Annotated in this window: 21 protein-coding genes and 1 other RNA gene; 8 read left to right on the top strand and 14 right to left on the bottom strand. The window is 66.3% G+C overall.

All coding sequences use genetic code 11. From position 1 onward, the window contains the following. Nucleotides 1-20 precede the first annotated feature (20 nt). Nucleotides 21-403, top strand: a transfer-messenger RNA (tmRNA) gene (gene ssrA / locus ABC383_RS00155). A 281-nt stretch (nt 404-684) separates the two neighbouring features. Here the strand turns inward: ssrA and ABC383_RS00150 are convergent. Continuing rightward, nucleotides 685-1758 (bottom strand): substrate-binding domain-containing protein, encoded by a 1074-nt coding sequence (locus tag ABC383_RS00150; protein WP_413010854.1) that lies wholly within the window; start codon nt 1756-1758, stop codon nt 685-687. Between the two features lie 208 nt (nt 1759-1966). On the opposite strand from ABC383_RS00150, the gene ABC383_RS00145 reads away from it, so the two are divergent. The 5 genes from ABC383_RS00145 to ABC383_RS00125 are packed head-to-tail and all read left to right on the top strand — an operon-like array spanning nt 1967 to nt 7958. Further along, on the top strand, nt 1967-2425 hold the full coding sequence (locus ABC383_RS00145; protein WP_413016194.1) for a formate dehydrogenase subunit gamma: 459 nt from the start codon (nt 1967-1969) through the stop codon (nt 2423-2425). Then, nucleotides 2422-3978, top strand: a complete 1557-nt coding sequence (locus ABC383_RS00140; RefSeq protein WP_413010852.1) for a formate dehydrogenase beta subunit — start codon at nt 2422-2424, stop codon at nt 3976-3978. The genes ABC383_RS00145 and ABC383_RS00140 overlap by 4 nt, the downstream gene beginning before the upstream one ends. Before the next feature lie 32 nt (nt 3979-4010). After that, nucleotides 4011-6887 carry a formate dehydrogenase subunit alpha gene (gene fdhF / locus ABC383_RS00135; protein WP_413010850.1) on the top strand — a complete coding sequence of 959 codons (2877 nt, stop codon included), beginning with the start codon at nt 4011-4013 and terminating at the stop codon, nt 6885-6887. After that, nucleotides 6884-7705: a formate dehydrogenase accessory sulfurtransferase FdhD gene (gene fdhD, locus ABC383_RS00130; protein ID WP_413010848.1), complete on the top strand. Its 822-nt coding sequence runs from the start codon at nt 6884-6886 to the stop codon at nt 7703-7705. Before fdhF ends, fdhD begins: the two co-directional genes overlap by 4 nt. A gap of 16 nt (nt 7706-7721) precedes the next feature. After that, nucleotides 7722-7958 carry a formate dehydrogenase subunit delta gene (locus tag ABC383_RS00125; RefSeq protein WP_413010846.1) on the top strand — a complete coding sequence of 79 codons (237 nt, stop codon included), beginning with the start codon at nt 7722-7724 and terminating at the stop codon, nt 7956-7958. Nucleotides 7959-8099: 141 nt separating this feature from the next. On the opposite strand, the gene kdpE is transcribed toward ABC383_RS00125, so the two are convergent. The 10 genes from kdpE to ABC383_RS00075 form a co-directional block, all read right to left on the bottom strand. Then, nucleotides 8100-8798, bottom strand: a complete 699-nt coding sequence (kdpE, locus tag ABC383_RS00120; protein ID WP_413010844.1) for a two-component system response regulator KdpE — start codon at nt 8796-8798, stop codon at nt 8100-8102. Beyond that, a complete protein-coding gene (locus tag ABC383_RS00115) occupies nt 8791-10404 on the bottom strand; it encodes a DUF4118 domain-containing protein (protein ID WP_413010842.1) in 1614 nt (537 codons plus the stop codon). The genes kdpE and ABC383_RS00115 overlap by 8 nt, the downstream gene beginning before the upstream one ends. A gap of 46 nt (nt 10405-10450) precedes the next feature. After that, on the bottom strand, nt 10451-12352 hold the full coding sequence (locus tag ABC383_RS00110; RefSeq protein ID WP_413010840.1) for a potassium transporter Kup: 1902 nt from the start codon (nt 12350-12352) through the stop codon (nt 10451-10453). 227 nt (nt 12353-12579) lie between these two features. Next, nucleotides 12580-15261, bottom strand: coding sequence for an ExeM/NucH family extracellular endonuclease (locus tag ABC383_RS00105; RefSeq protein WP_413010838.1), 2682 nt, complete (start codon nt 15259-15261; stop codon nt 12580-12582). Nucleotides 15262-15574: 313 nt separating this feature from the next. Continuing rightward, nucleotides 15575-16549, bottom strand: coding sequence for a D-erythronate dehydrogenase (denD, locus tag ABC383_RS00100; protein WP_413010836.1), 975 nt, complete (start codon nt 16547-16549; stop codon nt 15575-15577). A 9-nt stretch (nt 16550-16558) separates the two neighbouring features. After that, nucleotides 16559-17338 carry a 2-oxo-tetronate isomerase gene (gene otnI / locus ABC383_RS00095; protein ID WP_413010834.1) on the bottom strand — a complete coding sequence of 260 codons (780 nt, stop codon included), beginning with the start codon at nt 17336-17338 and terminating at the stop codon, nt 16559-16561. Between the two features lie 32 nt (nt 17339-17370). Next, entirely contained in the window at nt 17371-18033 is a 663-nt protein-coding gene (otnC, locus tag ABC383_RS00090; RefSeq protein WP_413010832.1) for a 3-oxo-tetronate 4-phosphate decarboxylase, read from the bottom strand. Then, complete coding sequence (gene otnK, locus ABC383_RS00085) at nt 18030-19307, bottom strand: 3-oxo-tetronate kinase (RefSeq protein WP_413010830.1); 1278 nt, start codon at nt 19305-19307, stop codon at nt 18030-18032. The genes otnC and otnK overlap by 4 nt, the downstream gene beginning before the upstream one ends. After that, nucleotides 19304-20236: an L-threonate dehydrogenase gene (gene ltnD, locus ABC383_RS00080; protein ID WP_413010828.1), complete on the bottom strand. Its 933-nt coding sequence runs from the start codon at nt 20234-20236 to the stop codon at nt 19304-19306. The genes otnK and ltnD overlap by 4 nt, the downstream gene beginning before the upstream one ends. Nucleotides 20237-20490: 254 nt before the next feature. Next, nucleotides 20491-21462, bottom strand: a complete 972-nt coding sequence (locus ABC383_RS00075) for a LysR family transcriptional regulator (RefSeq protein ID WP_413010826.1) — start codon at nt 21460-21462, stop codon at nt 20491-20493. Nucleotides 21463-21586: 124 nt separating this feature from the next. Between ABC383_RS00075 and ABC383_RS00070 the strand changes: the two genes are divergently transcribed. Next, on the top strand, nt 21587-22189 hold the full coding sequence (locus ABC383_RS00070) for an FMN-dependent NADH-azoreductase (RefSeq protein WP_413010824.1): 603 nt from the start codon (nt 21587-21589) through the stop codon (nt 22187-22189). Between the two features lie 101 nt (nt 22190-22290). After that, nucleotides 22291-22755: a SixA phosphatase family protein gene (locus ABC383_RS00065; protein WP_413010822.1), complete on the top strand. Its 465-nt coding sequence runs from the start codon at nt 22291-22293 to the stop codon at nt 22753-22755. 21 nt (nt 22756-22776) lie between these two features. On the opposite strand, the gene ABC383_RS00060 is transcribed toward ABC383_RS00065, so the two are convergent. From ABC383_RS00060 to ABC383_RS00050, 3 genes are all read right to left on the bottom strand, one after another. Next, nucleotides 22777-24048 carry a hypothetical protein gene (locus tag ABC383_RS00060; RefSeq protein WP_413010820.1) on the bottom strand — a complete coding sequence of 424 codons (1272 nt, stop codon included), beginning with the start codon at nt 24046-24048 and terminating at the stop codon, nt 22777-22779. A 178-nt stretch (nt 24049-24226) separates the two neighbouring features. After that, nucleotides 24227-25051 carry an SIR2 family NAD-dependent protein deacylase gene (locus ABC383_RS00055; RefSeq protein WP_413010818.1) on the bottom strand — a complete coding sequence of 275 codons (825 nt, stop codon included), beginning with the start codon at nt 25049-25051 and terminating at the stop codon, nt 24227-24229. Further along, nucleotides 24994-25374 carry a hypothetical protein gene (locus ABC383_RS00050; RefSeq protein WP_413010816.1) on the bottom strand — a complete coding sequence of 127 codons (381 nt, stop codon included), beginning with the start codon at nt 25372-25374 and terminating at the stop codon, nt 24994-24996. The genes ABC383_RS00055 and ABC383_RS00050 overlap by 58 nt, the downstream gene beginning before the upstream one ends. Between the last annotated feature and the right edge of the window lie 66 nt (nt 25375-25440).

Genomic DNA, 25440 nt, shown 5'->3' with positions numbered 1-25440 from the left:
TACAATCTCGTTCTGCTTATGGGGGCGACCTGGTTTCGACAGGGGTTGCAAAGCAGCGCAGGGCATACCGAGGGCTGGTCACCTCGTAAATCCAACCGGAATTGCTTAACTGCAAACGACGAAGTTTACGCACCAGCAATGGCAGCGTAATACCCCTAGCGGCTTAAAAACCCGCTAGCTCTGCACCATCTCGTCCCTGGGGTGGGTTGGCAACAACGGCAGAGTCATATACAGGGAATCGCGACATGTCGGGTTACTTGGCATGAAGTTAAATTTAGGTGACTCGTCCAGCCGTAGCGTGCCCGTCCGCGGCGTCTGGGTTAAATCAAATGGCAAGGCTAAGTATGTAGAACTGTCTGTAGAGTGCCTTTGGACGCGGGTTCGATTCCCGCCGCCTCCACCATCAATAAAAACGCCACCGCAAGGTGGCTTTTTTATTGATGCTTCAGACCATGGCGTCGCACCCGCGGGGCGTGAGGCGCCCAAGGGTTGCGGCGAGCATGCTCGCTTTCTGCCGAATGTCGATGCGCCTGCAAGGGCGCGGGCCGGTAGATTCCCGCCATGACAAGCGGGACCAGCGTCCCGAGATCGTTAATGCGATAGCCCGTTGCATTCGGTCATGGCGCTTGCCGGGCAATGTGATGGCGCAGGAAGACGCCACCGCGCTTCCCGATTGTTCACTGGTCAGAACACCATGCCCGGAAACGCATCCTTCAGGTCCATGACCACGCCGGTCGTGCTTGCATCGTAGCCGGGCAACTTGCTGACCTCCGCCTTGAACTGCATGGTCTTCAGGAAGGCAAGCACTTCCAGAAAGCGTGGATCGGTCAAGGTCGCCTTCTCGCACACGAAGAAATACCGCTCGGTCAGCAGCGGCACGAAGTCCAAGTCAAACTGCCGTGCCGCGGTTTCCACGCCGAGACCCACATCCGCCTTGCCGCTTGCCACATAGGCCGCGACCGCCGCATGGGTCAATTCGACGCTTTCGAATCCAGCGATTCCCTGCCCGGTCTCGCCTTCCTGCCTCAGCAAAAGGTCGAGTATCACTCGTGTACCCGATCCCTGCTGGCGGTTGACGATCACGATGCCGGGACCGAGAAGGTCGCGCACGGTCCAGATGTTCTTCGGATTTCCCTTTTGGACCATCAAGCCCTGACGCCGGGTCGCCACGTTGATGATCACTTGCGAGGGCTTGAACAGGTCCCTGAACTGGTTGAAGACCGCGGCCTCGAAGTCACCGACGGGAACATGGAAGCCGGCAATGTCGCAGGCGCCGCGGTGCAGCGCGCGCAGGGCTTCGACGCTGCCCCGGTAGCTCAGTTCGACCGGCGCGGCAATCTGCTCCAGGTGCGCATTCAGGGCAGCCACGGCAAAGCCATGGCTGGCGTAGATTTTCAGGTGGCTCCGTACCCGGCTGATGGCGCTCTGCAGTTCGGAATCGATCTCCATCGCCATCGAGTTCAGCAGCGGATCGAAGCGCGCATGGGTCAGCTTTTCAGCCCATACCAGCCGCCTTCCCAGTTCGGTCAGCGTCGAGCCCTTCCCTCGTGCCATTTCCACCACCGCGCCACCCAGGATGCGCTCCAGTTCAGCCAGCAAATCCCACGCGCCGCGGTAGGACACCGCTACGGCGGCGCAAGCGGCGCGCAGGTTGCCGGTGTTTTCTATTTCACGCAGCAAGGAAAGGGCGCGTTCCAGCGGATACGGCCTGGCGCCGTCCTGCTCGACGAAAAAACTGGGGCGGATACGTAGTTTCATGTCATTAAATATGCAATTTTATGCCACTTTAATTCTCAGAATTCCAGCGTAAAAATGCGTATTCGCTTCATATTGCGCTGGATGAGCCCGGCGCATAGGATACCAACAAACCAGCCGCCGTCGCGCAAATATGCTACGCCGACCCATTATCAACTTCCGAGCGGCAATGGAAATAGGAGACTACATCTTGAACGATCTTTCCGACCATATGCAGCAGGCGGTCAACGCTGCGCTGACCGCCCACGCCGGCCGTCCCGGTGCCCTGCTGCCGATCCTGCACGATGTGCAGCACGCGCTGCGGCACATTCCGCCCGCCGCCGTGTCCGCCATTGCCGATGCGCTCAACCTTTCACGCGCCGAGGTGCATGGCGTGATCACCTTCTACCGCCATTTCCGCCTGTCCGCGCCCGGCAGGCGTCTGGTGCAGGTATGCCGGGCCGAAGCTTGCCAGGCGGTGGGCGCGGACCAGTTGCTGGAGCATGCGCAAAGGTCGCTGGGCTGCAGCCTGCACCAGACCAGCAGCGACGGCGCTGTCACGCTGGAGCCGGTCTACTGCCTGGGCCAGTGCGCCGTCGGGCCGGCCGTGATGATGGACGACGCGCTATACGGCAGGGTCGATGCAGCGCGCTTCGATGCACTCATCGCCCTGCAGGAGGCGCAGCAATGAGCACGACGATCCATGTTCCCTGCGATTCCACCGCTCTGGCCTTGGGCGCAGACGCGGTCGCCGCTGCCGTCACCCGCCATGCCAGGCTGCGCGGCATTGATGCCAAGCTAGTGCGCAATGGCTCGCGCGGCATGTTCTGGCTTGAGCCGCTGGTGGAAATCACCACGCCGGCGGGGCGTTTTGCCTACGGCCCCGCGACGCCGCAGGATGTCGCCGGCATCCTGGATGCGCATTTCGACGGCGATCCCACCCATCCGCTCTACCTCGGCCTGACCGACAACATCCCTTTCCTGAAAAAGCAGGAACGCCTGACCTTTGCACGGGTCGGCATCACCGATCCGCTGTCCCTGGCCGACTATCTCCAGCATGACGGGTTCGCCGGCCTGCGCAAGGCGCTTCGCATGGCGCCCGCTGATATCGTGCAGCAGGTCACCGAGTCCGGCCTGCGCGGCCGCGGCGGCGCGGGCTTTCCGACCGGGATCAAGTGGAAGACGGTGCAGCAGGCCGAGGTCCGGCAGAAGTACGTCGTCTGCAATGCGGACGAAGGCGATTCCGGCACCTTTTCCGACCGCATGGTGATGGAAGGCGATCCCTTCATGCTGATCGAGGGCATGGTCATCGCCGGCCTGGCGGTCGGCGCCAGCCACGGCTACATCTACGTCCGCTCGGAATATCCGCATGCCGTCGCCACGTTGAACAAGGCGGTGCGGCTGGCAGCCGATGCCGCCTACCTTGGCGACGACGTGCTCGGATCGGGCCGCCGCTTCCATATCGAGGTACGCATGGGCGCCGGCTCCTATGTCTGCGGCGAGGAAACCGCGCTGCTGGAAAGCCTGGAAGGCAAGCGCGGCATGGTGCGCCCGAAGCCGCCGCTGCCGGCGCTGCAGGGTTTGTTCGGCAAGCCCACCGTGATCAACAACGTGATGTCGCTGGCCGCCGTGCCGCTGATCCTCTCGCGCGGCGCCGCCTGCTACCGCGACTACGGCATGGGCCGATCGCGCGGCACGCTGCCGCTGCAACTGGCAGGCAACATCCTGCGCGGCGGCCTGGTGGAAAAGGCCTTCGGCGTCACCCTCAGGGAATTGATCGAGGATTTCGGCGGCGGCACCCGCAGCGGCCGGCCTGTCCGCGCGGTGCAGGTCGGCGGCCCGGTGGGCGCTTATCTTCCCGTCTCGCTGCTCGATACGCCGGTCGATTACGAAGCCCTTGCCGCCATCGGCGGCGTGCTGGGACACGGCGGCATCGTTGTGTTCGACGACACGGTGGACATGTCGCATCAGGCGCGCTACGCGATGCAATTCTGCGCCGCCGAGTCATGCGGCAAATGCACGCCCTGCCGCATCGGCTCCACCCGCGGCGTCGAGGTGGTCGACAGGATCATCCGCAACCAGAACCGCCCGCAGCAGATCCACCTTCTGCGCGACCTGTGCGACACCATGCTGCACGGATCGTTGTGCGCCATGGGCGGCATGACGCCCTACCCTGTCCTGTCGGCCCTGGACCATTTCCCTGAGGATTTCGGCGGCGCAAAAATCGGCGAGCAGGCAGCCTGAATCCCACCCTACGAACCAGAAAAGGAACTCCCATGAACCTGCCCCGGCAACCGGATTGCGGAACCCCCAGGCGCGACGGCGACGCTGTCGTCACGCTGGAAATCGATGGCCAGGAAGTCAGCGTGCCGGCCGGCACCTCGGTGATGCGCGCCGCCATCGAGGCCGGCCTGTCCGTGCCCAAGCTGTGCGCGACCGACAGCCTGGAGCCTTTTGGTTCCTGCCGGCTGTGCCTGGTGGAAGTCGAAGGCCGGCGCGGCTATCCGGCATCCTGCACCACGCCATGCGAACCGGGCATGAAGGTAAAGACCCAGTCGCCCAGGCTCGCCGACATACGCAAGGGCATGATGGAGCTGTATATCTCCGACCATCCGCTGGATTGCCTGACCTGCCCGACCAATGGCAACTGCGAGCTGCAGGACATGGCCGGCGTGGTCGGCCTGCGCGAGGTGCGCTATGGCGGCGAAGGCAGGAATCACCTCGCGCTGGAGAAGGATGAATCGAATCCCTATTTCAGCTACGACCCGTCCAAGTGCATCGTGTGCAACCGCTGCGTGCGCGCCTGTGAGGAAACCCAGGGCACGTTCGCGCTGACGATAGACGGGCGCGGTTTCGACTCGCGCGTCTCGGCGGGCCAGAATCAGTCCTTCATGGAATCGGAATGCGTTTCCTGCGGCGCCTGCGTCGACGCCTGCCCGACCGCGACACTGACCGAGAAGACCGTGATCATGATGGGCCAGGCGGAACACAGCAAGGTCACCACCTGCGCCTATTGCGGCGTCGGCTGCTCGTTCCGGGCCGAGATGAAGGGCAACGAGGTGGTGCGCATGGTGCCGAACCCGGACGGCCATGCCAACCATGGTCATGCATGCGTCAAGGGCCGCTTCGCCTGGGGCTACGCGACGCACCAGGACCGCATCACCACGCCCATGATCCGCAAGAACATCGCCAATCCGTGGCAGGAAGTCTCGTGGGAGGAAGCGATCGGCTACGCCGCCTCCGAATTCCGCCGCATACAAGCCAGGTATGGCAAGGACGCCATCGGCGGCATCACTTCCTCGCGCTGCACCAACGAGGAAACCTACCTGGTGCAGAAGCTGGTGCGCGCGGCATTCGGCAACAACAATGTCGATACCTGCGCCCGCGTCTGCCATTCGCCGACCGGCTATGGCCTGAAGCAGACGCTGGGCGAATCGGCCGGCACCCAGAGCTTCGATTCCGTGATGAAGGCCGACGTCATCATGATCATCGGCGCCAACCCGGCCGCGGCGCATCCGGTGTTCGCGTCGCAGATGAAGCGCCGGCTGCGCCAGGGCGCGAGGCTGATCGTGATCGACCCGCGCACCACCGAGATGGTGAAGTCGCCGCATGTAGAGGCCGACTACCACCTGAAGCTGCGGCCCGGCACCAATGTCGCCGTCGTCAACGCCATCGCGCACGTGATCCTTGCCGAAGGCCTGTTCGACGCCGCCTTCATTGCCGAACGCTGCGAGGCGCAGTCGTTCCGCGACTGGCAAGAATTCGCGCTGCGGCCCGAGCATGCGCCGGAAGCGGTGGAAGACCTGACCGGCGTGCCTGCGCAGGACTTGCGCGGCGCGGCCCGCCTGTACGCCAGCGGCGGCAACAGCGCCATCTACTACGGCCTGGGCGTCACCGAGCATGCCCAGGGTTCGACCACGGTGATCGGCATCGCCAATCTCGCCATGGCCACCGGCAATGTCGGGCGCGAAGGCGTGGGCGTCAATCCGCTGCGCGGCCAGAACAATGTGCAGGGCTCCTGCGACATGGGCTCCTTTCCGCACGAGCTGCCGGGCTACCGGCATGTGTCCGACAGCACGGTGCGCGCCGAATTCGAGCAGGCCTGGAACTGCACGCTGGATCCGGAGCCCGGCCTGCGCATTCCGAACATGTTCGACGCGGCGCTCGACGGCAGCTTCATGGGCCTGTATTGCGAAGGCGAGGATATCGTCCAGTCCGACCCCGATACCCAGCATGTCACCGCCGCGCTTGCGGCCATGGAATGCATCGTGGTGCAGGACCTGTTCCTCAACGAGACGGCGAAGTACGCCCACGTGTTCCTGCCCGGCTCCTCCTTCCTGGAAAAGGATGGCACCTTCACCAACGCGGAACGCCGCATCTCCCGGGTGCGCAAGGTGATGCCGCCCAAGGCGGGCAAGTCGGACTGGGAAGTCACGGTAGCGCTGGCCAATGCGCTCGGCTATCCGATGCATTACCGGCATCCGTCCGAGATCATGGACGAGATCGCGGCGCTGACGCCGAGCTTTCGCGGCGTCAGTTACCGCAGGCTGAATGAACTGGGCAGCATACAGTGGCCGTGCAACGAGGAAGCGCCCAACGGCACGCCGACCATGCATATCGGCAGCTTCGTGCGCGGCAAGGGCCGGTTCATCAACACGCAGTTCTACGCGACGAAGGAAAAGGTCACGCGCAAGTTTCCGCTGATCCTGACCACCGGCCGCATCCTGTCGCAGTACAACGTCGGCGCGCAGACGCGCCGGACCGACAACGTGCGGTGGCACAGCGAGGACAGGCTCGAAATCCATCCGCACGATGCCGAGGAACGCGGCATCCGGCAGGACGACTGGGTCGGCGTCGAATCGCGCGCCGGGCAGACGGTGTTGCGCGCATCGATCACGCAGAAGGTGCAGCCGGGCGTGGTGTACACGACCTTCCACTTCCCCGAATCGGGCGCGAATGTGATTACGACCGACAATTCGGACTGGGCCACCAACTGCCCGGAATACAAGGTCACCGCGGTCCAGGTCATGCCGGTGACGCAGCCGTCCGAATGGCAGCGGCAGTACCGCAGCTTCACCAATGAGCAGCAGCGCCTGCTGCATGGCGCCGGGGCGGCGGAGGGAGAAACGCAGTCATCCGGGAGCCATGCATGAACGCGCCGATGGCAGGGGAGTACGCCGCGCTGGCAACGGTCGCCGTGCATCGCTGGAACGGCGCCTCGGGGCATAGCCAGTACGACGACGTGGCGGAAGAGGTGCCGGTGGCGCTGGAATACAACGGCATCGCGCATGCCGTGATGCTGGCCTCGCCCACCGACCTGGAGGATTTCGCGCTCGGCTTCTCCCTCAGCGAGGGCATCATCGCGGACAGGAGCGAACTCTATGACTGCGACGTCATGCCTGGGCCGGACGGCATCCGTGTCGCGCTGCGCATCGCCGCGGCCCGCCTCGCTGCGCTGAAGGACCGGCGCCGCAACCTGACCGGCCGCACGGGTTGCGGGCTGTGCGGCACCGAATCGCTGCAGCATGCGGTGCGCATCCCTCCAATGGTGTCCAGCAGCGCCTGCTTCAGCGCCGCTGAACTGGAAGCCGCCTTCCGGCAGATGGAAAGCATGCAAAGGCTGCAGCACCGCACTGGCGCGACCCATGCGGCGGCATGGCTGGGGCCTGGCGCCGCCATCGAGCATGTGCGTGAAGACGTGGGCCGGCACAATGCGCTGGACAAGCTGCTGGGCGCCCTGGCCAGCCGGCGCGCCGATTTCTCCCGCGGCGCAGTCCTGGTCACCAGCCGCGCCAGCTACGAGATGGTGCAGAAGGCGGCCACGCTGGGCATCGGCATGCTGGCCGCGGTGTCGGCGCCTACGGCCCTGGCGGTGCGGCTGGCCGAGACAGCCGGCATCAGCCTGGCCGGCTTCGTGCGGCGCCAGGGGCATGTGGTGTATGCCCATGGGCACCGGATTACCCAACCCTGACAGCAGCGGAGCATCAATGAAGACCCATACCCTGATAGCGATGTCGAACCAGATCGGCGACTTCTTCGACTCCATGCCCGACCGCGACCAGGCCACCCTGGATATCGCCATGCACCTGAAGCGCTTCTGGGCGCCTTCGATGCGGCGCCAGTTGCTGGAGCAGGCGGGCGAGCAAGGAGAAGAACAAGGCGCGGCGCCCCTGCGCCAGATCGTCAGGGATGCGATCAGCCGGCATGCCGATCTCATCCGTTAGCTTCCGGCTTCCGGCATGGGGGGATGGCAGGCAGGCTGCGCGTTTTACCCAGGCCTTGGCGCAGAGGGCCGGGAAGCCGCTGGCCAGCTCGGCGATGCCTGCGGGAGGCCGCCAGCCACCTGACCGGTTGCCAACCTTGCTTCAGACGGGCAGCAGCAGCCGATACCCCACTGCCGGCTCGGTCACGATATGCCGCGGCCGGGTCGGATCGTTCTCCAGCTTCTGGCGCAAGTGGCCCATGTAGATGCGCACGTAATGCCCGTTTTCCGCATGCGCCGGCCCCCACACTTCCCGCAGCAGCTGGGCATTGGTGACCACGCGCCCGGCATGGTTGACCAGCACCATCAGCAGCCGATATTCAGTCGGCGTCAGATGCACCGTGTCCGCCCCCTTGCAGACCAGGCGCGCCTGCGGGTCCACGCGGACATCGCCGAATTCGATCATGCTTCCCGCCTCCCCTTCCGGCCGGTGCTGGCGGCGCAGCGCCGCGCGCACCCGCGCCAGCAGCTCGCCCAGGCCGAACGGCTTGGCGAGGTAATCGTCGGCGCCGGCATCCAGCCCGCGGATCTTGTCCTGCTCGCTGTTGCGCGCCGACAGGATGATGATGGGCACCGGCGACCATTGCCGGATGCTGGAAATGAAGCCGATGCCGTCGCCGTCCGGCAGGCCCAGGTCGAGGATGACCAGGTCGGGGCGGCGGCTGCCGGCATCGATCAGGCCGCGCTTCATGGTGTCGGACTCGAACACCCGCCAGCCTTCCGCTTCCAGCGCAGTACGCACGAAATGCCGTACCTGCGGCTCGTCCTCCACCAGCAGGGCGACAGGCTGCACTTCACTCATGATCGTCTCCCGCCGCCTCGGCTTCCGCCTCCGGCAAGGGCGGCGGCACACCCAGCGGGAGAGCGATGATGAATGCAGCACCGCCCTCACCGGCGCGGCCGGCATGGATGCTGCCGCCATGGGCCTCGACGATGGCACGGCAGATCGCCAGTCCCAGCCCGACGCCGGGAATCGCGGACTCCCGCTCGCCGCGGGAGAACTTGTCGAAGATGGCTTCCTCGCGGCCTGGCGGTATGCCGGGGCCGTTGTCGGAAACGGTCAGCCGCATGCTGTCCCCGTGCGCCTCGGCCGCGATGGTGATGGCGGCGCCGGCGGCGGTGTATTTCACGGCGTTCTCGATCAGGTTGCACAGCACCCGCTCGACCAGCACCGCGTCGATCTGCACGATGGGCAGGTCCGGCGCCAGGCGGGTCGCCACGCGATGCGCGCCCAGGAGCGGCTCGCTGGCGCGCAGCGCGCAGCCGATCACGTCATCGATGGGCTGCCATTCCCGGTTCAGGCGGATTTCGCCGCTGGTGATGCGCGCCATGTCGAGCAGGTTGGCCACCAGCGTGCTCATGCGCAGCGCCTGCTGGTGCAGCGCCTCCGCCATGCCTTTCTGCGCCGGCGGCAGCGCAGGCCGGGACAGGGCCAGCGACTCGGAGAGCCCGACCAGCGACGTCAGCGGCGTGCGCAGGTCATGCGACAGGGCCGACAGCAGGGAGTTGCGCAGCCGCTCCGACTCCATGCGGACCTCCACCCGCTGCGCCACCTCGATGTAGTGCACCCGTTCCAGCGCAATGGCGGCCAGCATGGCAAAGGTGTCGAGCTGCCGTCGCTGCTCCGGCGGCAGGGGCCAGCGGCCTGCCTCCAGCGACATCGCCAGTATCCCGCGCGCCCGCATCGGGGCCAGAAGCGGCAGGTAGAACAGCCGGCTGCCGGGAAAGGGGCCATGGCCCATGCCCGCCGGCATGGCATGGTCAAACGCCCATTGCGCCACGGCGATATCGAGCCAGGCCGGCGGCGGCTCGTCGTCGTCGCCGTATGCCGGCGGCTGCAGCCGTCCCACCGCGTCTGGCAGCAGCATCACGGCCTGCGCGTCGAATGTCCTGCGGATGAAGGAAGGGGTGATGTCCAGGATCTGCCCGGACTGCAGCACCCCCGACAATTCCCGCGCGAATTCATACAGCGCCCTGGCCTGCGCTTCGCCGTGCGCAGCGGCGGTGGCCTGGAATCGCAGCCGGGCGGTCATCTCGCCCGCGATCAGCCCGACCGCCAGCATGACGGCGAACACTACCAGGTATTGCAGGTCGCCGATGGCGAAGGTGAAGCGCGGCGGCACGAAAAAGAAGTCGAACAGCGCCACGCCCAGCACGGAAGCGAGGACGGCCGGGCCACGTCCCAGGCGGACTGCCACCAGCACCACGTTGAGCAGGAACAGCATGACGATATTGGCGGCTTCCAGGCGGCCATACATCGGCATGGCCAGGAGCGCCGTGGCGGCACAGGCGGCCAGGGACCAGAGATAGGCACGCACCCCGGCCGCGTGAAGCGGCGCGGGCATGGTGTTGCGGTCCCTTATGCCGGAAAGACCGGCGGCGGATATCTCGGGCTTGCAGGCTGGCATGGGCGCTCAACGGGAGGCGGTGGGATGCGGCATTTTAATGCCGCGCTCAGATTTCCAGCTTGGTGCCCAGTTCGATCACCCGATTGGCCGGCACCCGGAAATAATCGGCCGCATCGCGGGCATTGCGGTACATGGCGGCGAACAGGAATTCGCGCCACAGGGCCATGCCAAGGCCGGCGGTCGGCACCACGGTCTGGCGCGAGATGAAGAAGGACGTCTCCATCATGCAAAAGTCCAGTCCATGGGACCTGCACAGTGCCAGCGCGCCCGGGATATCCCGCTCATCCTTGAAACCGTAGGTGACGTCGACTTCGTAGCATGCGTTGCCCAGCGGCCTGACCTTGATCCGGTCGGCGGCGCGCACCGTGGGAACGGACGCGTGGATGACGGTCAGGAAGACGATGCGCTGGTGCAGCACCTTGTTGTGCGCAAGGTTGTGCAGCATCGCATGCGGCACGCCCTCGCCCAGCGGGCGGAAGAACACGGCCGTGCCTTCCACGCGCGGCGGCGGCGACAGGAACAGCGAATGCAGGAAGTCCTCGATGGGGACGGCATGGCCTTCCAGGCTCCTGAACACGATCTCGCGTCCGGTCTGCCAGGTCAGCATCACGGTGATGATCACCGCGCCCATCAGCAGCGGGAACCAGCCGCCGGACATGAACTTCAGGGTATTGGCGGCGAACAGGGTGATGTCGATGACCAGGAAAAAGCCGGTGGCCATCCAGCACAACAGCAGATTGTATTTCCAGCCATGGCGGATCACGAAGAAGGTCAGCACGGTGGTGGCGAGCATGGTTGCCGTCACCGCGATGCCATAGGCCGCGCCCAGCCGGTCGGACGAACCGAAGCCGACCACCGCCAGCATGACCGCGGCCATCTGCATCCAGTTCACCAGCGGGATATAGATCTGGCCGACCTCGTGCTCCGACGTGTGCACCACCCGCATGCGCGGCAATACGCCGAGCGAAATGGCCTGGTGGGTCATGGAGAAGGTGCCGGATATCGTGGCCTGCGAGGCGATCACCGTGGCCATGGTGGACAGCAGCACGAGCGGATACACGCTCCACGGTCCGAGCTGCTGGTAGAACGGATTGGAGAGGGCTTCCGGCTGGTGGAGCAGCAGTGCGCCCTGTCCGAAGTAATTCAGGGTCAGCGCCGGCGCCACGATGGCGCCCCAGGCGATGCGTATCGGCCGCTTGCCGAAATGCCCCATGTCGGCGTAGAGCGCTTCGGCGCCGGTAAAGGCAAGCACGACCGCGCCCAGCGCCACGAACGCCACCCAGCCGTGCCGGAACAGGAAGGCCGCGGCATGCAGGGGGTTCAGCGCCGCGAGAATGGCCGGCGCCTGCACGATATTGATCACGCCCATCACCGCCAGCACTGCGAACCAGAGCAGCGTGATGGGCCCGAACCACTTGCCGATGCCGGCCGTGCCACGGCTCTGGACCATGTAGAGGGCAAGCAGCACCGCCAGGGTGAGAGGGACGATATAGGGTTTGAAGGCCGGCGTGGCCACTTCCAGGCCTTCGATGGCGGACAGCACCGAGATCGCCGGCGTGATCACCCCGTCGCCATAGAACAGCGCCGCACCAACCAGCCCGACCAGCAGCAATGGGTGATACCAGCGCGACGCCTTGCCTACCGAGGACAGGGCCAGCGCCATCAGCGCCATGATCCCGCCCTCGCCCTGGTTGTCGGCGCGCAGCACCAGGGTGACGTATTTGAGCGAGACGATGATCATCAGCCCCCAGAAGATCAGCGAGATCACGCCCAGCAGGTTGGCGTGATCGAGCTGCAGTCCATGCTCGGGCGAAAAGACTGTCTTCAGGGTGTACAGCGGACTGGTGCCGATGTCGCCGTACACGATGCCGATGGCCCCGAGCGTGAGGGCAGCGAGCCGGCTGCGGGTGGCGGACGAAACCGGAACGACGGCGGCATCGAATTGCATTGCGGATTCTGTTTGCTTGGCGGGGACTGTACTCATGGAGAAAATAGGGCTGGAATCCAAGGGAAAAACACCACTAGCCCGAAAAATGGGGGTGGCCCGTTCACACCTTTGCAGGGTAGCGGGCCAGCCATAAAATTTTTGTAAAAAGACGGCAGCCGCCCACCTCGCCGATCGCTGCGCCCGGACTCATGGCCCTGATCGTGCGGCATGCGATCGGCGAGCCTCGCTCAGCGCTCTTTCTCCGGCTTGCCCCGCAAGCCGAGGCTGATCACCACCGGATCATGGTCGGACGAACGATAAGGCGTGGCGCTGTACAGGTCCTGCGGCTTGAACTCGGTGTTGTAGTCGATCACGGACGGCTCGTCGGCGTTGATGTGCCACTCCGCCGCACCCAGCACCTGGGACTGCAATGGCGCGCTGGCCAGCGCATGGTCGAGATAGCCGGCTTCACCGTCGAACACATAGGAATACGGGATCGCGCCGCGCCGCACGAAACGTTCGATCTGGTTCTTGAAGCCATAGTCGCCCAGCAGGCGGATCGGATCCTCGGCGCCGTAGGCATTGAAGTCGCCCATCAGCAGCACGTCGGGATCCTGCGCTGCCGCGCGCACCTGCGGCACGAACGCCTCGGCCAGGCGGCGCGCCTGCTGCAGGCGGGTGGCATTCCAGCAGCCCTGGCCGTCGCCGCGGTCGGCGTCCGGGCTGCCGGCGTCCGGGCAGCTGCCCTTGGACTTGAAATGGTTGACGATCAGCGAAAAGCTGCCGCCATTGGCGGCGATGAAGGTCTGCGCCATCGGCGGACGGCTATGCACCGGGTCGGGGTCGGACAGCGCCGGCCCGGCCAGCCTCAGGCGCGACGGCTGGTAGATCATCGCCACCCGGATCGCATCGCTGCCGGTCTGCTCCGGACGCGGCACCACCGCATAGCGCTGCGCGCCGGCAGCGGCGTTGAGCGCCTCGACCAGACTGGCGACGGCGACGTCGCCATTGTTCTGGATTTCCATCAGGCCGAACACGTCGGCGTCGATGGCCAGCATGGCGGCGACGATCTTGGCGCGCTGGCGCCGGAATTCGACGAGGTTGTCGGCGCCGCGGCAGTTCGATTTCGCCACCGATGCGCCAAGGCTGCAGCCCTGCCCGCTCTGGCCCGATGCGGTCGTGCCATCGCCGAAGGTGGTGAAAAAATTGAGGACGTTGAAGCTGGCCGCCTTGACGTTGCCGATGGGCAGGCGCGGCGGCGCCGTGCGCGGATTGTCGCGGGAAAACACCGGCATGGCGCCGGGCTGCAGCTTGTAGCCCGACGGCCCCGGATTGGAGGCGGTGATCAGGCCGAAGTCGATCACGCCGGTCAGGCCGGTCACGGTGTCGCCGGCGCGCAGCGTGCTGTCGGCGCCGATATAGGGAACCGGCACCGGGTTCTGGCTGGTCCTGCCGTCATCCAGCACGATCATGCTGGCGGCATTGGCGGCGGCCGCGGCCAGCGCCTGGGCAGAGCCGGCCGGATAGCGATTGGTTGGCTTTTCCAGGCGGCCTGCCGACAGCGTGACCTGGCCATAGCGGCCCTGGAAATAATTCTGGCTGACTGTCAGCGGCGCGCTGAACTGCACCAGCATGCCTTCATGCCGCTCGAAGTCGGCGGCGCTCATCGGCAGGGCCAGGGCCGTAGGCGCCACCCGGTTGTTTTTCGACAGCAGCAGCATACCGCGCACGCCGGTCAGCTGGGTCACGGTACGGCCGGCGTCGCCGGCATTGAACTCGGCGACGGTGGCGGCCAGGCGCAGGCGGTCGCCCACGGCCACTGACGGCGGCGCGCCGGTGAAGACGAAGATGCCGTCCGAGGTGGCGGGGTCGCCGTCGCCTTCCGGGTCCTGCAGGTAGAAGCCGTTGGCAACGAGCAGCGTCACCACGCCTTCGGTGGTCTGCATGGTGCCGGCATACGGACTGGCGGGGCCAGTGCCCTGGATCTGCGGAATGGTGCGGGAAGTCGCCAGCGCGGCCTGCACCGTCAGCTTCACCAGGCAGCTGGCAGTCTGCGCCTGGTTGTTGCCAAAGCCCAGCGTCAGGAGATGCTCGCCGGCAGGCACTGTGGACGACACGTTAAGCAGGAAGGATGCCGCGCCGCCCGGCGCCGCTGCCAGGCCTTGCGGCGTCAGCGTGATGCCGTCGACCGCGCCCGACAGCAGCGAGGCGGCGTTGACGATGCCGTCGGCGTCACTGGCCGACACCACGGTGGCGCCGCCGCTGCCGGCGGGAACGCTGTAGGCGTCCGGACAGGCGGCGAGGATGGGCGCGCCGGCCGCCGCCTGGCAGACATGGAAAGCGGTCACGCCATTGCGCGGCGTGGGTGCGGCGGCGGCGAAGTCGGCCGCATTGTTGTTGCTGTCGCCGCAGCCGCCGGCCGCGCGCAGGATGGCGGTAGTGTTCGATGGCGCGGGCGCCGGCGCGATGCCTTCAAAGGCGCTGGCGCCCGTGCCGAAGCCGACCAGGTCCACCACCGACGGCGCACCGGCCGCGGCGATCGCGGCGGTGCCGCTGACCAGCGCCACCTTGCCGGCGCTGGCCGCCAGGGCCAGGTTGCCGCTGGCATCAAGTGCAGGCAGCGCCGCGCCCGCGCCGGCGCCTGCGGCCTGCTGCACCAGCAGGTACTGGCCGGGCTGCAGCGTCAGGTCCGGCAGGGGCGCCACCTGCCAGGCGCTGCCGGCGGCCGATGCATATTGCACGCTCCAGCCGCGCAGGCTGACCGGCATTGCGTCGCGGTTGAACAGTTCGATGTAGTCGTTACGGTAAGGCGCGCCGCTGTTGCCGCCGCCGCCGTAGATCTGGCTGATCACGATGGCCGGCGCGGCCGCGGCCGGCACCGATGCAAGGACGAGGGACAGGAAAGCCGACTGCAGGATCGGATGGGACATGCGCTGCTCCGCAAAGGATGGCGCAGCGCCGGGGCGACTGCGCAACGGGTTCAAAGACCGGGAGGCTACAAGCCGCGCATGACACCGGCATGACGCCGCCACGGCAAGCGATCGCGATGGCGTGCACGGCAGGATACGGAGCGGGATGGCATGCGCGTCGCGCATGGCTTGGTGCTGCGTGGAAGGCGGGATGAGTAACTGGGCGCGGCGGCAGGTGCGCTGCGCCGCGCGGTATTTTTATTTCCGGGAAGGTAGATGGGACAAGGGAAGTGCGAGACAACATCGGCCGGACTGACGCCGGCCGATGGGAACATCAGCCGCCCAGTTCGTCCTCGATATGGCTGCGGATCACGCTCTCGAAATCGGCGTCGCCTTCCAGCCCGAGGGCGCGGGCGCGGCTGACGTCCCAGGCGCCGGGCCAGCTCTGCACGATGCGCTCCACCGCCGGATCGGGCGCGAAGCGGATGCGCGCAACCAAGTCCTTGCCCGCCACCCTTTCCAGCGCGGCCACCATCTCGGCCACGCTGACCGACAGGCCCGGCAGGTTGATGGTGCGGCTGTTGCCGAGCTTTTCGGCCGACAGCTCATGGCCGGCGATCAGCGCCGCAATCGCGCGGCGCGGCGACAGCAGCCAGAGCCGCAGCGATGGCGCCACCGGGCAGATCGCTTCCTGCCCGGCCAGCGGTTCGCGGATGATGCCGCTGGCAAACGATGAGGCCGCCTTGTTCGGCTTGCCCGGACGCACGCTGATGGTGGGCAGGCGCAGCACCCGGCCATCGACAAAGCCCTTGCGGCTGAAGTCGTTGAGCAGCAGTTCGCCGATGGCTTTCTGGGCGCCGTAGGACGACTGCGGATTGAGCGCGGTGTCATCCCGCACCACGTCCGGCAACTGGCCGCCATACACCGCCACCGAGCTGGTGAACACCACACGCGGCTTGTGGCCGACAGTGCGGCAGGTTTCCAGCAGCAGGCGCGAGGCATCGAGGTTGATGCGCATGCCAAGGTCGAAGTCGGCTTCGGCCTGGCCGCTGACCACCGCCGCCAGGTGGAATACCGACGTGGTGTCGGCATCGATCAGGCGCGACAGCAGCGCCGGGTCGGTGATGTCGCCGGTGACGGCTTCAACCCGCGCGTCGCCGAAATCATGGGCCGGCGCGACGTCGACCAGCACCAGCCGGTCGATCTTCTGCTGGCTGCCGTCCGGTCCGGACAGGGTGCCGCGCTGCAGCAGCGCACGTGCCAGTTTCTGGCCAAGGAAGCCGGCGCCGCCGGTAACGAGTACTTTCATCAGTTGTCCTTATTGGTTGTAGGCAGCCAGCCAGGCCAGGCCGTCCTCGGTGCGTCCGCGCGGACGATATTCGCAGCCTATCCAGCCGTCGTAGCCCTGTTCGTCGAGCAGGCGGAACAGGTAGGGATAATTCACTTCGCCGTCGTCCGGCTCGTTCCGGGCCGGCACGCTGGCGATCTGCACATGGCCTATGTCGCTGAACCAGCGTTTGAACTTCATCGCCAGGTCGCCTTCCATGATCTGCGCATGATAGAAGTCCATCTGCACCTTCACGTTCGGCTCTCCGCATTCCTCGCGCAGCGCATGGGCCTGGGCCTGGGTCTGCAGGAAGTAGCCGGGCATGTCGCGGCCGTTGATGGGCTCGAGCAGCACGCTGATGCCGTGCAGGCCGCATTCACGGGCGGCGAAGCGCAGGTTGGACAGATAGGTGGCGCGGTAGCTGTCGGCATCGGCGCCGGCCGGCACCAGGCCGGCCATCATGTGCAGCCGCTTGGTTCCGAGCGCCTGCGCATACTCGATGGCGCGGGCCACGCCGGCGCGGAACTCCTCTTCCCTGCCCGGCAGCGCGGCAATGCCGCGCTCGCCGGCCGCCCAGTCCCCGGGCGGCATGTTGAACAGCGCGTTTTCCAGCTGGTTCTCGCGCAGCCATCCGGCCACTTCGGCCGGCGTATGGTCATACGGGAACAGGAATTCCACGCCCTTGAAGCCCGCCGCGGCGGCGGCGGCGAAGCGCTGGGGAAACGGCACTTCGTTGAACATCATGGACAGGTTGGCGGCAAATTTGGGCATGGCGTCTCCAGGTAGGGGTCTGCAGATTGGGTTCAGATATCGAGCGAAAAGGCCGACTTCAGTTCGTCTATCTGCTGCGCATTGAGCGGATTGACCGGCACGTCGCGCAGCAGCAGGAACAGCTTGGCGGTCTCTTCCAGTTCCTCGGCGGCGTACACCGCCGCTTCCAGGCTGGAACCGGACACTACCGGCCCATGGTTGGCCAGCAGCACCGCCGAATGCTTCTGCGCCAGGCCGCGGATGGCGCCGGCCAGCGCCGGGTCGCCCGGCCGATGGTAGGGCACCAATGGCAGGCGGCCGATCTTCATCACGAAATAGGGTGTGAGCGGCGGTATGCAGTCGTCATGGTTCAGGCCGCACATGCAGGACACCGCGGCCGAATGGGTGGAATGCAGATGCACGATGGCGCGCGCCTGCGGCCGCTCCTGGTACATCGCGCGATGCAGGAAGGCTTCCTTGGACGCCGGGTCGCCGTCCTGCAGCCGGCCGTCCCAGTCCAGCTTGGACAGCCGCGCCGGGTCGAGCCGGCCGAGGCTGGCGTTGGTGGGCGTGAGCAGCCAGCCGTCGTCGGTGCGCACGCTCAGGTTGCCGCTGCTGCCGGCGGTCAGGCCGCGTGCGAACAGCGAGGCGCCGAATTCCACGATCTGCTCGCGCAGCCGCGACTCTTCCGGCCGGGCATGGATGGCCGGGCTCATGGCAGCCGGCTCCAGGCCTTGGTGAAGAAGTCGACGCTGCCGAAGTTGCCGGACTTGAGCGCCAGCGCCAGCGGCTGCCCGTCGCCCTGCTCCTGCAGCGCCGCGGTCCAGGGCACGCCCGGGTCGATCTCGGGGCCGATGCGCAGGCCGGTCACGCCGAGCGCCTTGACCACCGCGCCCGAGGTTTCGCCGCCGGCCACGATCAGCTGGCCCACGCCCAGCCGCACCAGGCCGCGGGCAATCGCGGCCAGCGCCCGCTCGACCAGTTCGCCGGCCTCGGCCACGCCGAGCTGCGCCTGCACCGCCTTCACCTGTTCCGGGCTGGAGGTGGCATAGACCAGCACCGGCCCCTGCTTGAGCAGCGGTTCGGCCCAGGCCAGCGCCGCGCCGGCCACGTCCTCGCCGCGCGCCAGCGCCAATGGGTCGATCGCAAACGAGGGTGCGCTCTCCTGCATCGCCGCCACCTGCTTGCGGGTCGCCACCGAGCAGCTGCCGGCGATCACGGCGCGCAGGCCGCCGGTGGCAGGCAACTGGTCGGCCACGTCGTTGTCGGCCAGCAGGCCGCGGCGGCGGAAGTTTTCCGGCAGGCCCAGCGCAATGCCGGAGCCCCCGGTGACCAGCGGCAGATCGGCGCAGGCCGCGCCCAGGGTCATCAGGTCATCGTTGGAAATCGCATCCGTGATCGCCAGCGCGCAGCCGTCGGCGCGCAGCGCGGCGAAGCGCGCGGCTACGGCTTCCGCGCCTTGAGCAACAGTGCGATGTTCGACCAGGCCAACCTTGCCCTTGCTCTGCGCCTGCAGCACCCGCACCAGGCTGGGGTCGGTCATTGGCGTGAGCGGATGGTTGCGCATGCCGGACTCGGACAGCAGTTCGTCGCCGACGAACAGATAGCCCTTGTAGATGGTGCGGCCATTGGCCGGAAAGGCCGGGCAGGCAATCGTGAAGTCGGTGCCCAGGGCCGCCATCAGCGCCTCGGCCACCGGGCCGATATTGCCTTCGGGCGTGGAGTCGAAAGTGGAGCAGTACTTGAAGTAGAACTGGCTGCAGCCGGCCTGCTGCAGCCAGCGCAGCGCGGCCAGCGAATCGGCGATGGCTTCCGCGGCGGGCACGGTGCGCGACTTGAGCGCGATCACCACCGCATCCACATCCTGCGGCGGCGGGCCGTCGGGCACGCCGATCAGCTGTACCGTGCGCATGCCGGCCTTGACCAGCATGCCGGCCAGGTCGGTGGCGCCGGTGAAATCGTCGGCGATGCAGCCGAGCAGGACCGTCATTTCTTGTCTCCTTCCGACGCCTGCCCGGCCTTGCGGGCGGCCGGCAGCGTAATGCCGGGGAACAGCTTGATCACCGCCGAGTCGTCCTCGCCGCCGTGGCCGGCGGCCGAGGCCTGCATGAACATCTGGTGCGCGGTGGACGACAGCGGCAGCGGGAACACGGTTTTCTTCGCATAGTCCAGCACGATGCCCAGGTCCTTGACGAAGATGTTGACCGCCGACAGCGGCGTGTAATCGCCCGCCAGGATATGCGGCACCCGGTTCTGGAACATCCAGGAACTGCCGGCGCTGTTGGAAATGACTTCATACAGCGCATCCGGATCGCAGCCGGCGCGCAGGCCCAGGGCCATCGCCTCGGCGGCGGCGGCAATGTGCACGCCGGCCAGCAGCTGGTTGATCATCTTCACCTTGGAGCCCTGGCCCGGCTGTTCGCCGAGGCGGTAGAGCTTGCCGGCGATCGCATCGAAGATGCGCTCGCAGCTGGCGAAGGCATCCGGCGCGCCGGCCGCCATCACCGACATCTCGCCGGCCGCAGCCTTGGCGGCGCCGCCGGAAATCGGCGCATCGATGAAGCGCAGGCCCATGGCAAGCAGCCGCGCGCCCAGCGCCTCGGCAAATTCCGGGGCGACGGTGGCGCAGGCAATCACCACCGATCCGGGCGCCAGCGCCGCTGCCGCACCCTGTTCGCCAAACAGCACCGCTTCGGTCTGCTGCGCATTGACCACCACGATGATCAACGCATCGACCCTGGCGGCCAGCTCGGCCGGGCTGGCGGCGGCCTGTGCGCCGGCGTCGACCAGCGTCTGCACCGCTTCCGGGCGGACATCGCAGGCATGGACTTCCAGGCCGGCACGCAATAGCGACTTGCCTATGCCCATGCCCATTGCGCCCAGGCCCACAAGGCCGACGCGGCTGATCTGATCTGCCATGTTTCAGGTGCTCCCTCAGGATGTGTTCGCGCCAGCCGGGCATGGCTGCGGGAAACGGCGGCTGGCCGTGGCTGGCGCGGGTGGGTTGTCTCGACTGTTATTGCTGTTTTGAAACTGGCGCGGAAGCGGCGCCAAAGTTGTATGACAACATGGTATGCAGCGGTTTTCAGACTGTCAAGGGATAGTTCGGTGATCAGCCTGGGGCTATCGCCGCCATGATGAAGTTGACCCGCGACGCAGCGTCCGGCTACCTACTACTGTCCGGCCGCCTGCTGCAGGGCTGCCCGCTCCCGCTTGCCGCGCGCCAGCTTTTCCTGCGCGGCATGGCACTTCGGTCCGGCAAATTCTTCCGCCATCGCATCCAGGAATGCGCGAGTGCGGCTGGGCATGAGCCGGCGGCCGGGAAACACCGCCCAGGCGGTATGCGATGGCGCATTCCAGTCCGGCAGCACCTGCACCAGTTGTCCGCTTGCCAGATAGGGCTCGGCGAAATGATCGACCAGCATCGCGATGCCGGCATCGGCGCAGGCCAGGCGCAGCAGCACTTCCGGCGAATTGATGGTGGCCCGGCCGGGCGGCACTGCCTGCCACACCGCCTCGCCACGCGTCAGGCGCCATGGCGCCGGCTCGCCGCTGCGCGACAGCAGGCGCAGGGTGTCATGCCGCATCAGCTCATCCGGGTGGGCCGGCGTGCCGCGCTGGCGCAGATAGGCCGGCGACGCATACAGGCCGTTGGAAAACACGGCCAGCTGGCGCGCCGCCAGCGTGGCGTCGTCCGGCAGGCTGCCCATGCGGATGGCGACATCGAAGTTTTCCCCGACCAGATCGACCCGGCGCGGCGTCAGGTCCACTTCCAGCGTGATGGCGGGATAGCTGGCCATGAAGCGCGCCAGCATCGGCCCCAGCATCACGTTGGCGATGTCGTTGGGCATGGACACCCGCAGCCGGCCGCCCGGCTCGGCCTGCCGGTGCTGGGCCAGCGCCGACACCGCTTCCACTTCCGCCAGCACCGAGCGCGCATGTTCCAGCATGTCGGCGCCGAAATCGGTCACCGTGAGCTTGCGGGTGGTACGTAGCAGCAGCCGTTCGCCGAGCTGCGCCTCGAGCAGCGCGATGCGGCGCGACACGGTGGACTTGGGCAGGCCGGCGCGCTCGGCGGCCCGGCTGAAGCTCCCTGCAGCCACGACCTGGGCAAACAGCAGGAGGTCGTTCGGTTCGATATGCATTGCGTGACTCACTTCCCGGATATTGTTCCACCAACGGCACAATGTAACCCATATTCATGGCTTCCGTGATGGTTTTTGGGTCACTAGAATGTCTCCATACCGCTTTCTCACAGAGGAAAACACCATGAACATTCTGCAGATCAACTCCAGCGCCCGCAGCGAGGGTTCCCAGTCCAGCCGCCTGGCCGGCAGCATCGTCGAACGCCTGAAGGCCGCCCAGCCGGACGCCAGCATCACCGTGCGCGACCTGGCCGCCCAGCCGCATCCGGCACTGGACGAGGCCGCCCTCGGCGCGCTGTTCACACCTGCCGAACAACGCACCCCGGAACAGACTGCCCGCGTGGCGCTGGACGATGCATTGATTGCGCAGATCCAGGCTGCGGATGTGGTGGTGCTGGGTGTGCCGATGTACAACTTTGGCGTGCCGACCCAGCTGAAGAACTGGATCGACGCGATTGCCCGCGCCAAGGTGACGTTCCAGTACACCGCCAACGGTCCGGAAGGCCTGCTGAAGGGCAAGAAAGTGTATGTCGCGCTGACCCGTGGCGGCTTCTACCGCGATACCGAAGCCGACAGCCAGGTGCCTTACCTGAAAATGGTGCTGGGCTTCCTCGGCATGAGGGATGTGGAATTCGTCTATGCCGAAGGCATGGCCATGGGCCCGGAAGCCGAGCAGAAGGCCATTGCCTCGGCGCTGCAGCAGATCGAGGAAGTGGTCGCCGCCTGATTCCCTGCTGATGCATCGCAAGCCCTGCGCGGGCCGGCCTGCCGCCGGCCCGCGCCGCTTTCTATGATGGAAAGCACAGCAGCCTTGCAGGAGCACTTGCGATGGAACTCATACTCTGGCGCCATGCCGAAGCCGCGCCCGGCACACCGGATGAAGCACGCCCACTGACCGAGGCCGGCCGGCGCCATGCCCAGGGCATGGCGCACTGGCTGCAGCCACGCCTGCCGGCCAATCTCCACATCCTCTGCAGCCCCGCGCTGCGCGCCCGCGAGACGGTAGCGCCGCTGGCGCTGCCGCACGACATCGACGAGGCCATTGCCAAGGACAGGCCCGCCACCGACCTGCTCAAGGCAGCAGACTGGCCGGCCAATCTCCACAACGTGATGCTGGTCGGCCACCAGCCCGCTTTCGGCGAACTGATCGCCATCATCCTCGGCACGTCGGTGACCTGGTGGGACATGGCCAAGGGCGGCGTCTGGTGGTTCAGCGATACCCAGGAAGAAGAGAAGACGGAAGTCTATGTGAAGGCAGTGATGGCGCCGTGGATGCTGGATGGTCGGCAGTAGGCGGCGCTATCGCGGCTAGCGTTAGCGCGGACAGCTTGGGCCGGATTGCCCGGCCGGGACTTGAGGCCTGGAGGCGGCCTGATTGCCGGTCTCCTTCGGCAACCGGCGCGCGAGTGCGGCCTGTGGCCAGGGGATGACGCGGTAATCCGCGCGACAGGCACGCATGAATTCTGCGAAGCCAGCATAGGCGATTGCCAGGCCATCCGCGGTCGGAAACACCGTCCACCGCGTTGACTCGCTGGACATTTTCTTCGAGGCTTCAGTCATGCCGCCAGGGTCGGACTTGTCGTTCCTGTTACCGCCATCGACGAAGCCAGTTTCTTTTCCCCAGCATCCCAGCCCCTGATCCCAATAAGACGTCTTCTGATCTGAAAAGAAAGCGGTCTGACGCTGCGCCCGCGCCTGTTCCATCAGGCTCAGCGCGGCTGTTTTCTCTCCCTGGCGTGCAAAGGGGTGGATGTGGTAGCGCCTGCCGATGTCGACCGGCTGCCCGGTTTTCAGGTCAAACGTGGCGGCGAAAAAGGCGAAGTTGTCGTGTGCGCCGCCTGAATACGAACTGACGCTCTGAACGACGGCAAAGTACTGCGTACCCGTCACGAATGCCTTGTTGTCATAGTCGGCCTCGCCATTGCGCCGGGCGGTATTGAACAGCGCATCCTTGATTTGTCGCTGGAAAAGCTTCTCCAGGCTTGCATTGATCCGGCGCAGTGCCGCAAGCGAAGGCGCCCGGGTGAGGAAAGGCATGCTTACCTTGGACCTGGGTTCCGCCACCATGTGCCAGCGCACCGCGCCCTGCCCCTGCTCGTGCCCTGCCAGCCTTGGCCCTGCCAGGCGCAGCGCATCGATCTGCGCGTCCAGGTCGACGGCGCCGGGAACCGGGTCGGACCTGGTCAATACCGTGTGCTGCGGCGGATCATCGGGCCTGGACTGCCATTCGACCACTGCGGCATTGCGCGTCAGCTGCACAGTCCAGTAAGCACCCGGCTCGCTACAACCCTGAACGGTTTCCTCTTCCTGCCAGGTCGGCACACATTCCATGAACCGGCCCTGTGCAGGATCGTGAAACAGCACGATGTCCTTGCCCGTGTCGCGGTAAAAGAAGCCCGCTTCGAATGGTTTGCCCTGCGCATCGGACCTGAAATGCGCGACCACCTCGCGCCCGGCAAGCTTGCCGACATAGGGGCCATGTTCAACAATTTTTTCCTGTGCCAGCGCGCTTTCACCGCTAAGCGGAACGAGCAAGCACAAAAGGCTGAGAAGAGCCATGCGGCCAAGGCGGGCAATCTGTTTCATGGTGGGGCTTCTGGTGTCGCAGGCTGGTCGCAGTGCAGTTTGATCAAGCCAGGCAGGCTCCCTGCGCTGCGGGTCCAGGGCCTGCCTGGTTGAGTGGACATGCAAGGAGAGCCTGTGGAACGTCGGCAGGCGCGGAGTTCAGGTATTCCGTCCATCCGGAACGGCCAAGACTTTTCCGCTAGCGCGGCATCCCCGGCGCATGCCGCCACGCTTCCTCGATCAGGCGCAGGCCCTGCAAGGCGCCGATCGCCAAACCCACATCCGCGCCCTGCGGCGCACGCGGATTGATGCGCACCAGCGGCGCGCCGATCTGCTCGGCCTGGCGCCGCACCGAGGGCACATCGACGCCTGCGCCCAGTTCAACCACCACCGGCCTGCGCGCACGCTGCAGCCAGCGCGCGAACCTGTCGAGTTGCCGCTCGCTGCGCTGCTCCAGCCATGCGCCGTCATTGAACATCAGGATATTGGGCCGCGCCACCTCGCCGCAATGCGGGCAGCGCGGCAGCGGCGACAGCAGCCGGCACTGCGTCCTATCGACTTGCGGCACGAAGCCGTCGGCCGGCCAGACGGCGTCGGTGCAGGGCTGGTTGCATTGCAGGAAATGGATGGCGCCATGGCACTCGGCCACCTGTTCGTCGGCAAATCCGGCCTTCTGGAACTGGCCATCGACATTACTGGTAAACACGAAGCCGCCGTGCGGCATGCGTGCCGCCATCTGCCGCAGCAGGCCGAAGCCCGCATGCGGCACGGTAGCCCGGTACAGCGCGAGCCGATGGCCATAAAAGCCCCAGGCCAGGCGCGGGTCGTCACGGAAGGCCGCCGGGTTGGCGATCTCGACGAAGCGGATGCCAGCCTTGGCCAGCGGCGGATAGGCCTGCCAGAAACCCTGGTCACCGCGAAAATCCGGCAGGCCGGAATCCACGCCCATGCCAGCGCCGGCAGCGATCACGATGCTGTCCGCGTTCCGCAGCAGCGCTGCCGCACTTGCGATGTCCTTCTCCATGTTTGCTCCTGGTTGCCGTTGCAGTTGCCGTTGCAGTTGCAGTTGCCGTTGCAGTTGCAGTTGCCGTTGCAGTTGCCGTTGCCGTTGCCGTTGCAGTTGCCGTTGCCGTTGCCGTTGCCGTTGCCGTTGCCGTTGCCGTTGCCGTTGCCGTTGCCGTTGCCGTTGCAGTTGCAGTGAAATCCCGTTGAGCGCGCCGTGTCAGCGGTGCCCGGAGCGGGAAAAGGTGCGGCGTCTGTCTGAGTCAAGCGCAGCTTGGCGAGTTTAGCCGCGCCCCGCTCCGGGTACCGCTGGCACGGGGACCCCGCGCAGCGGGGCGCGATCATCGGGTCGCCTTTTTTGGTTACTTTTTTGGCGAAGCAAAAAAGTAACCCGGCTGCCGGGACGGACTC

The sequence above is a fragment of the Noviherbaspirillum phoenicis genome, from assembly GCF_047237965.1.
In the GTDB taxonomy this organism is placed as follows: domain Bacteria; phylum Pseudomonadota; class Gammaproteobacteria; order Burkholderiales; family Burkholderiaceae_D; genus Noviherbaspirillum_A.
The sequence above is the reverse complement of the archived record's forward strand: the minus strand, read 5'-3'. Positions and strand labels throughout refer to the sequence as shown.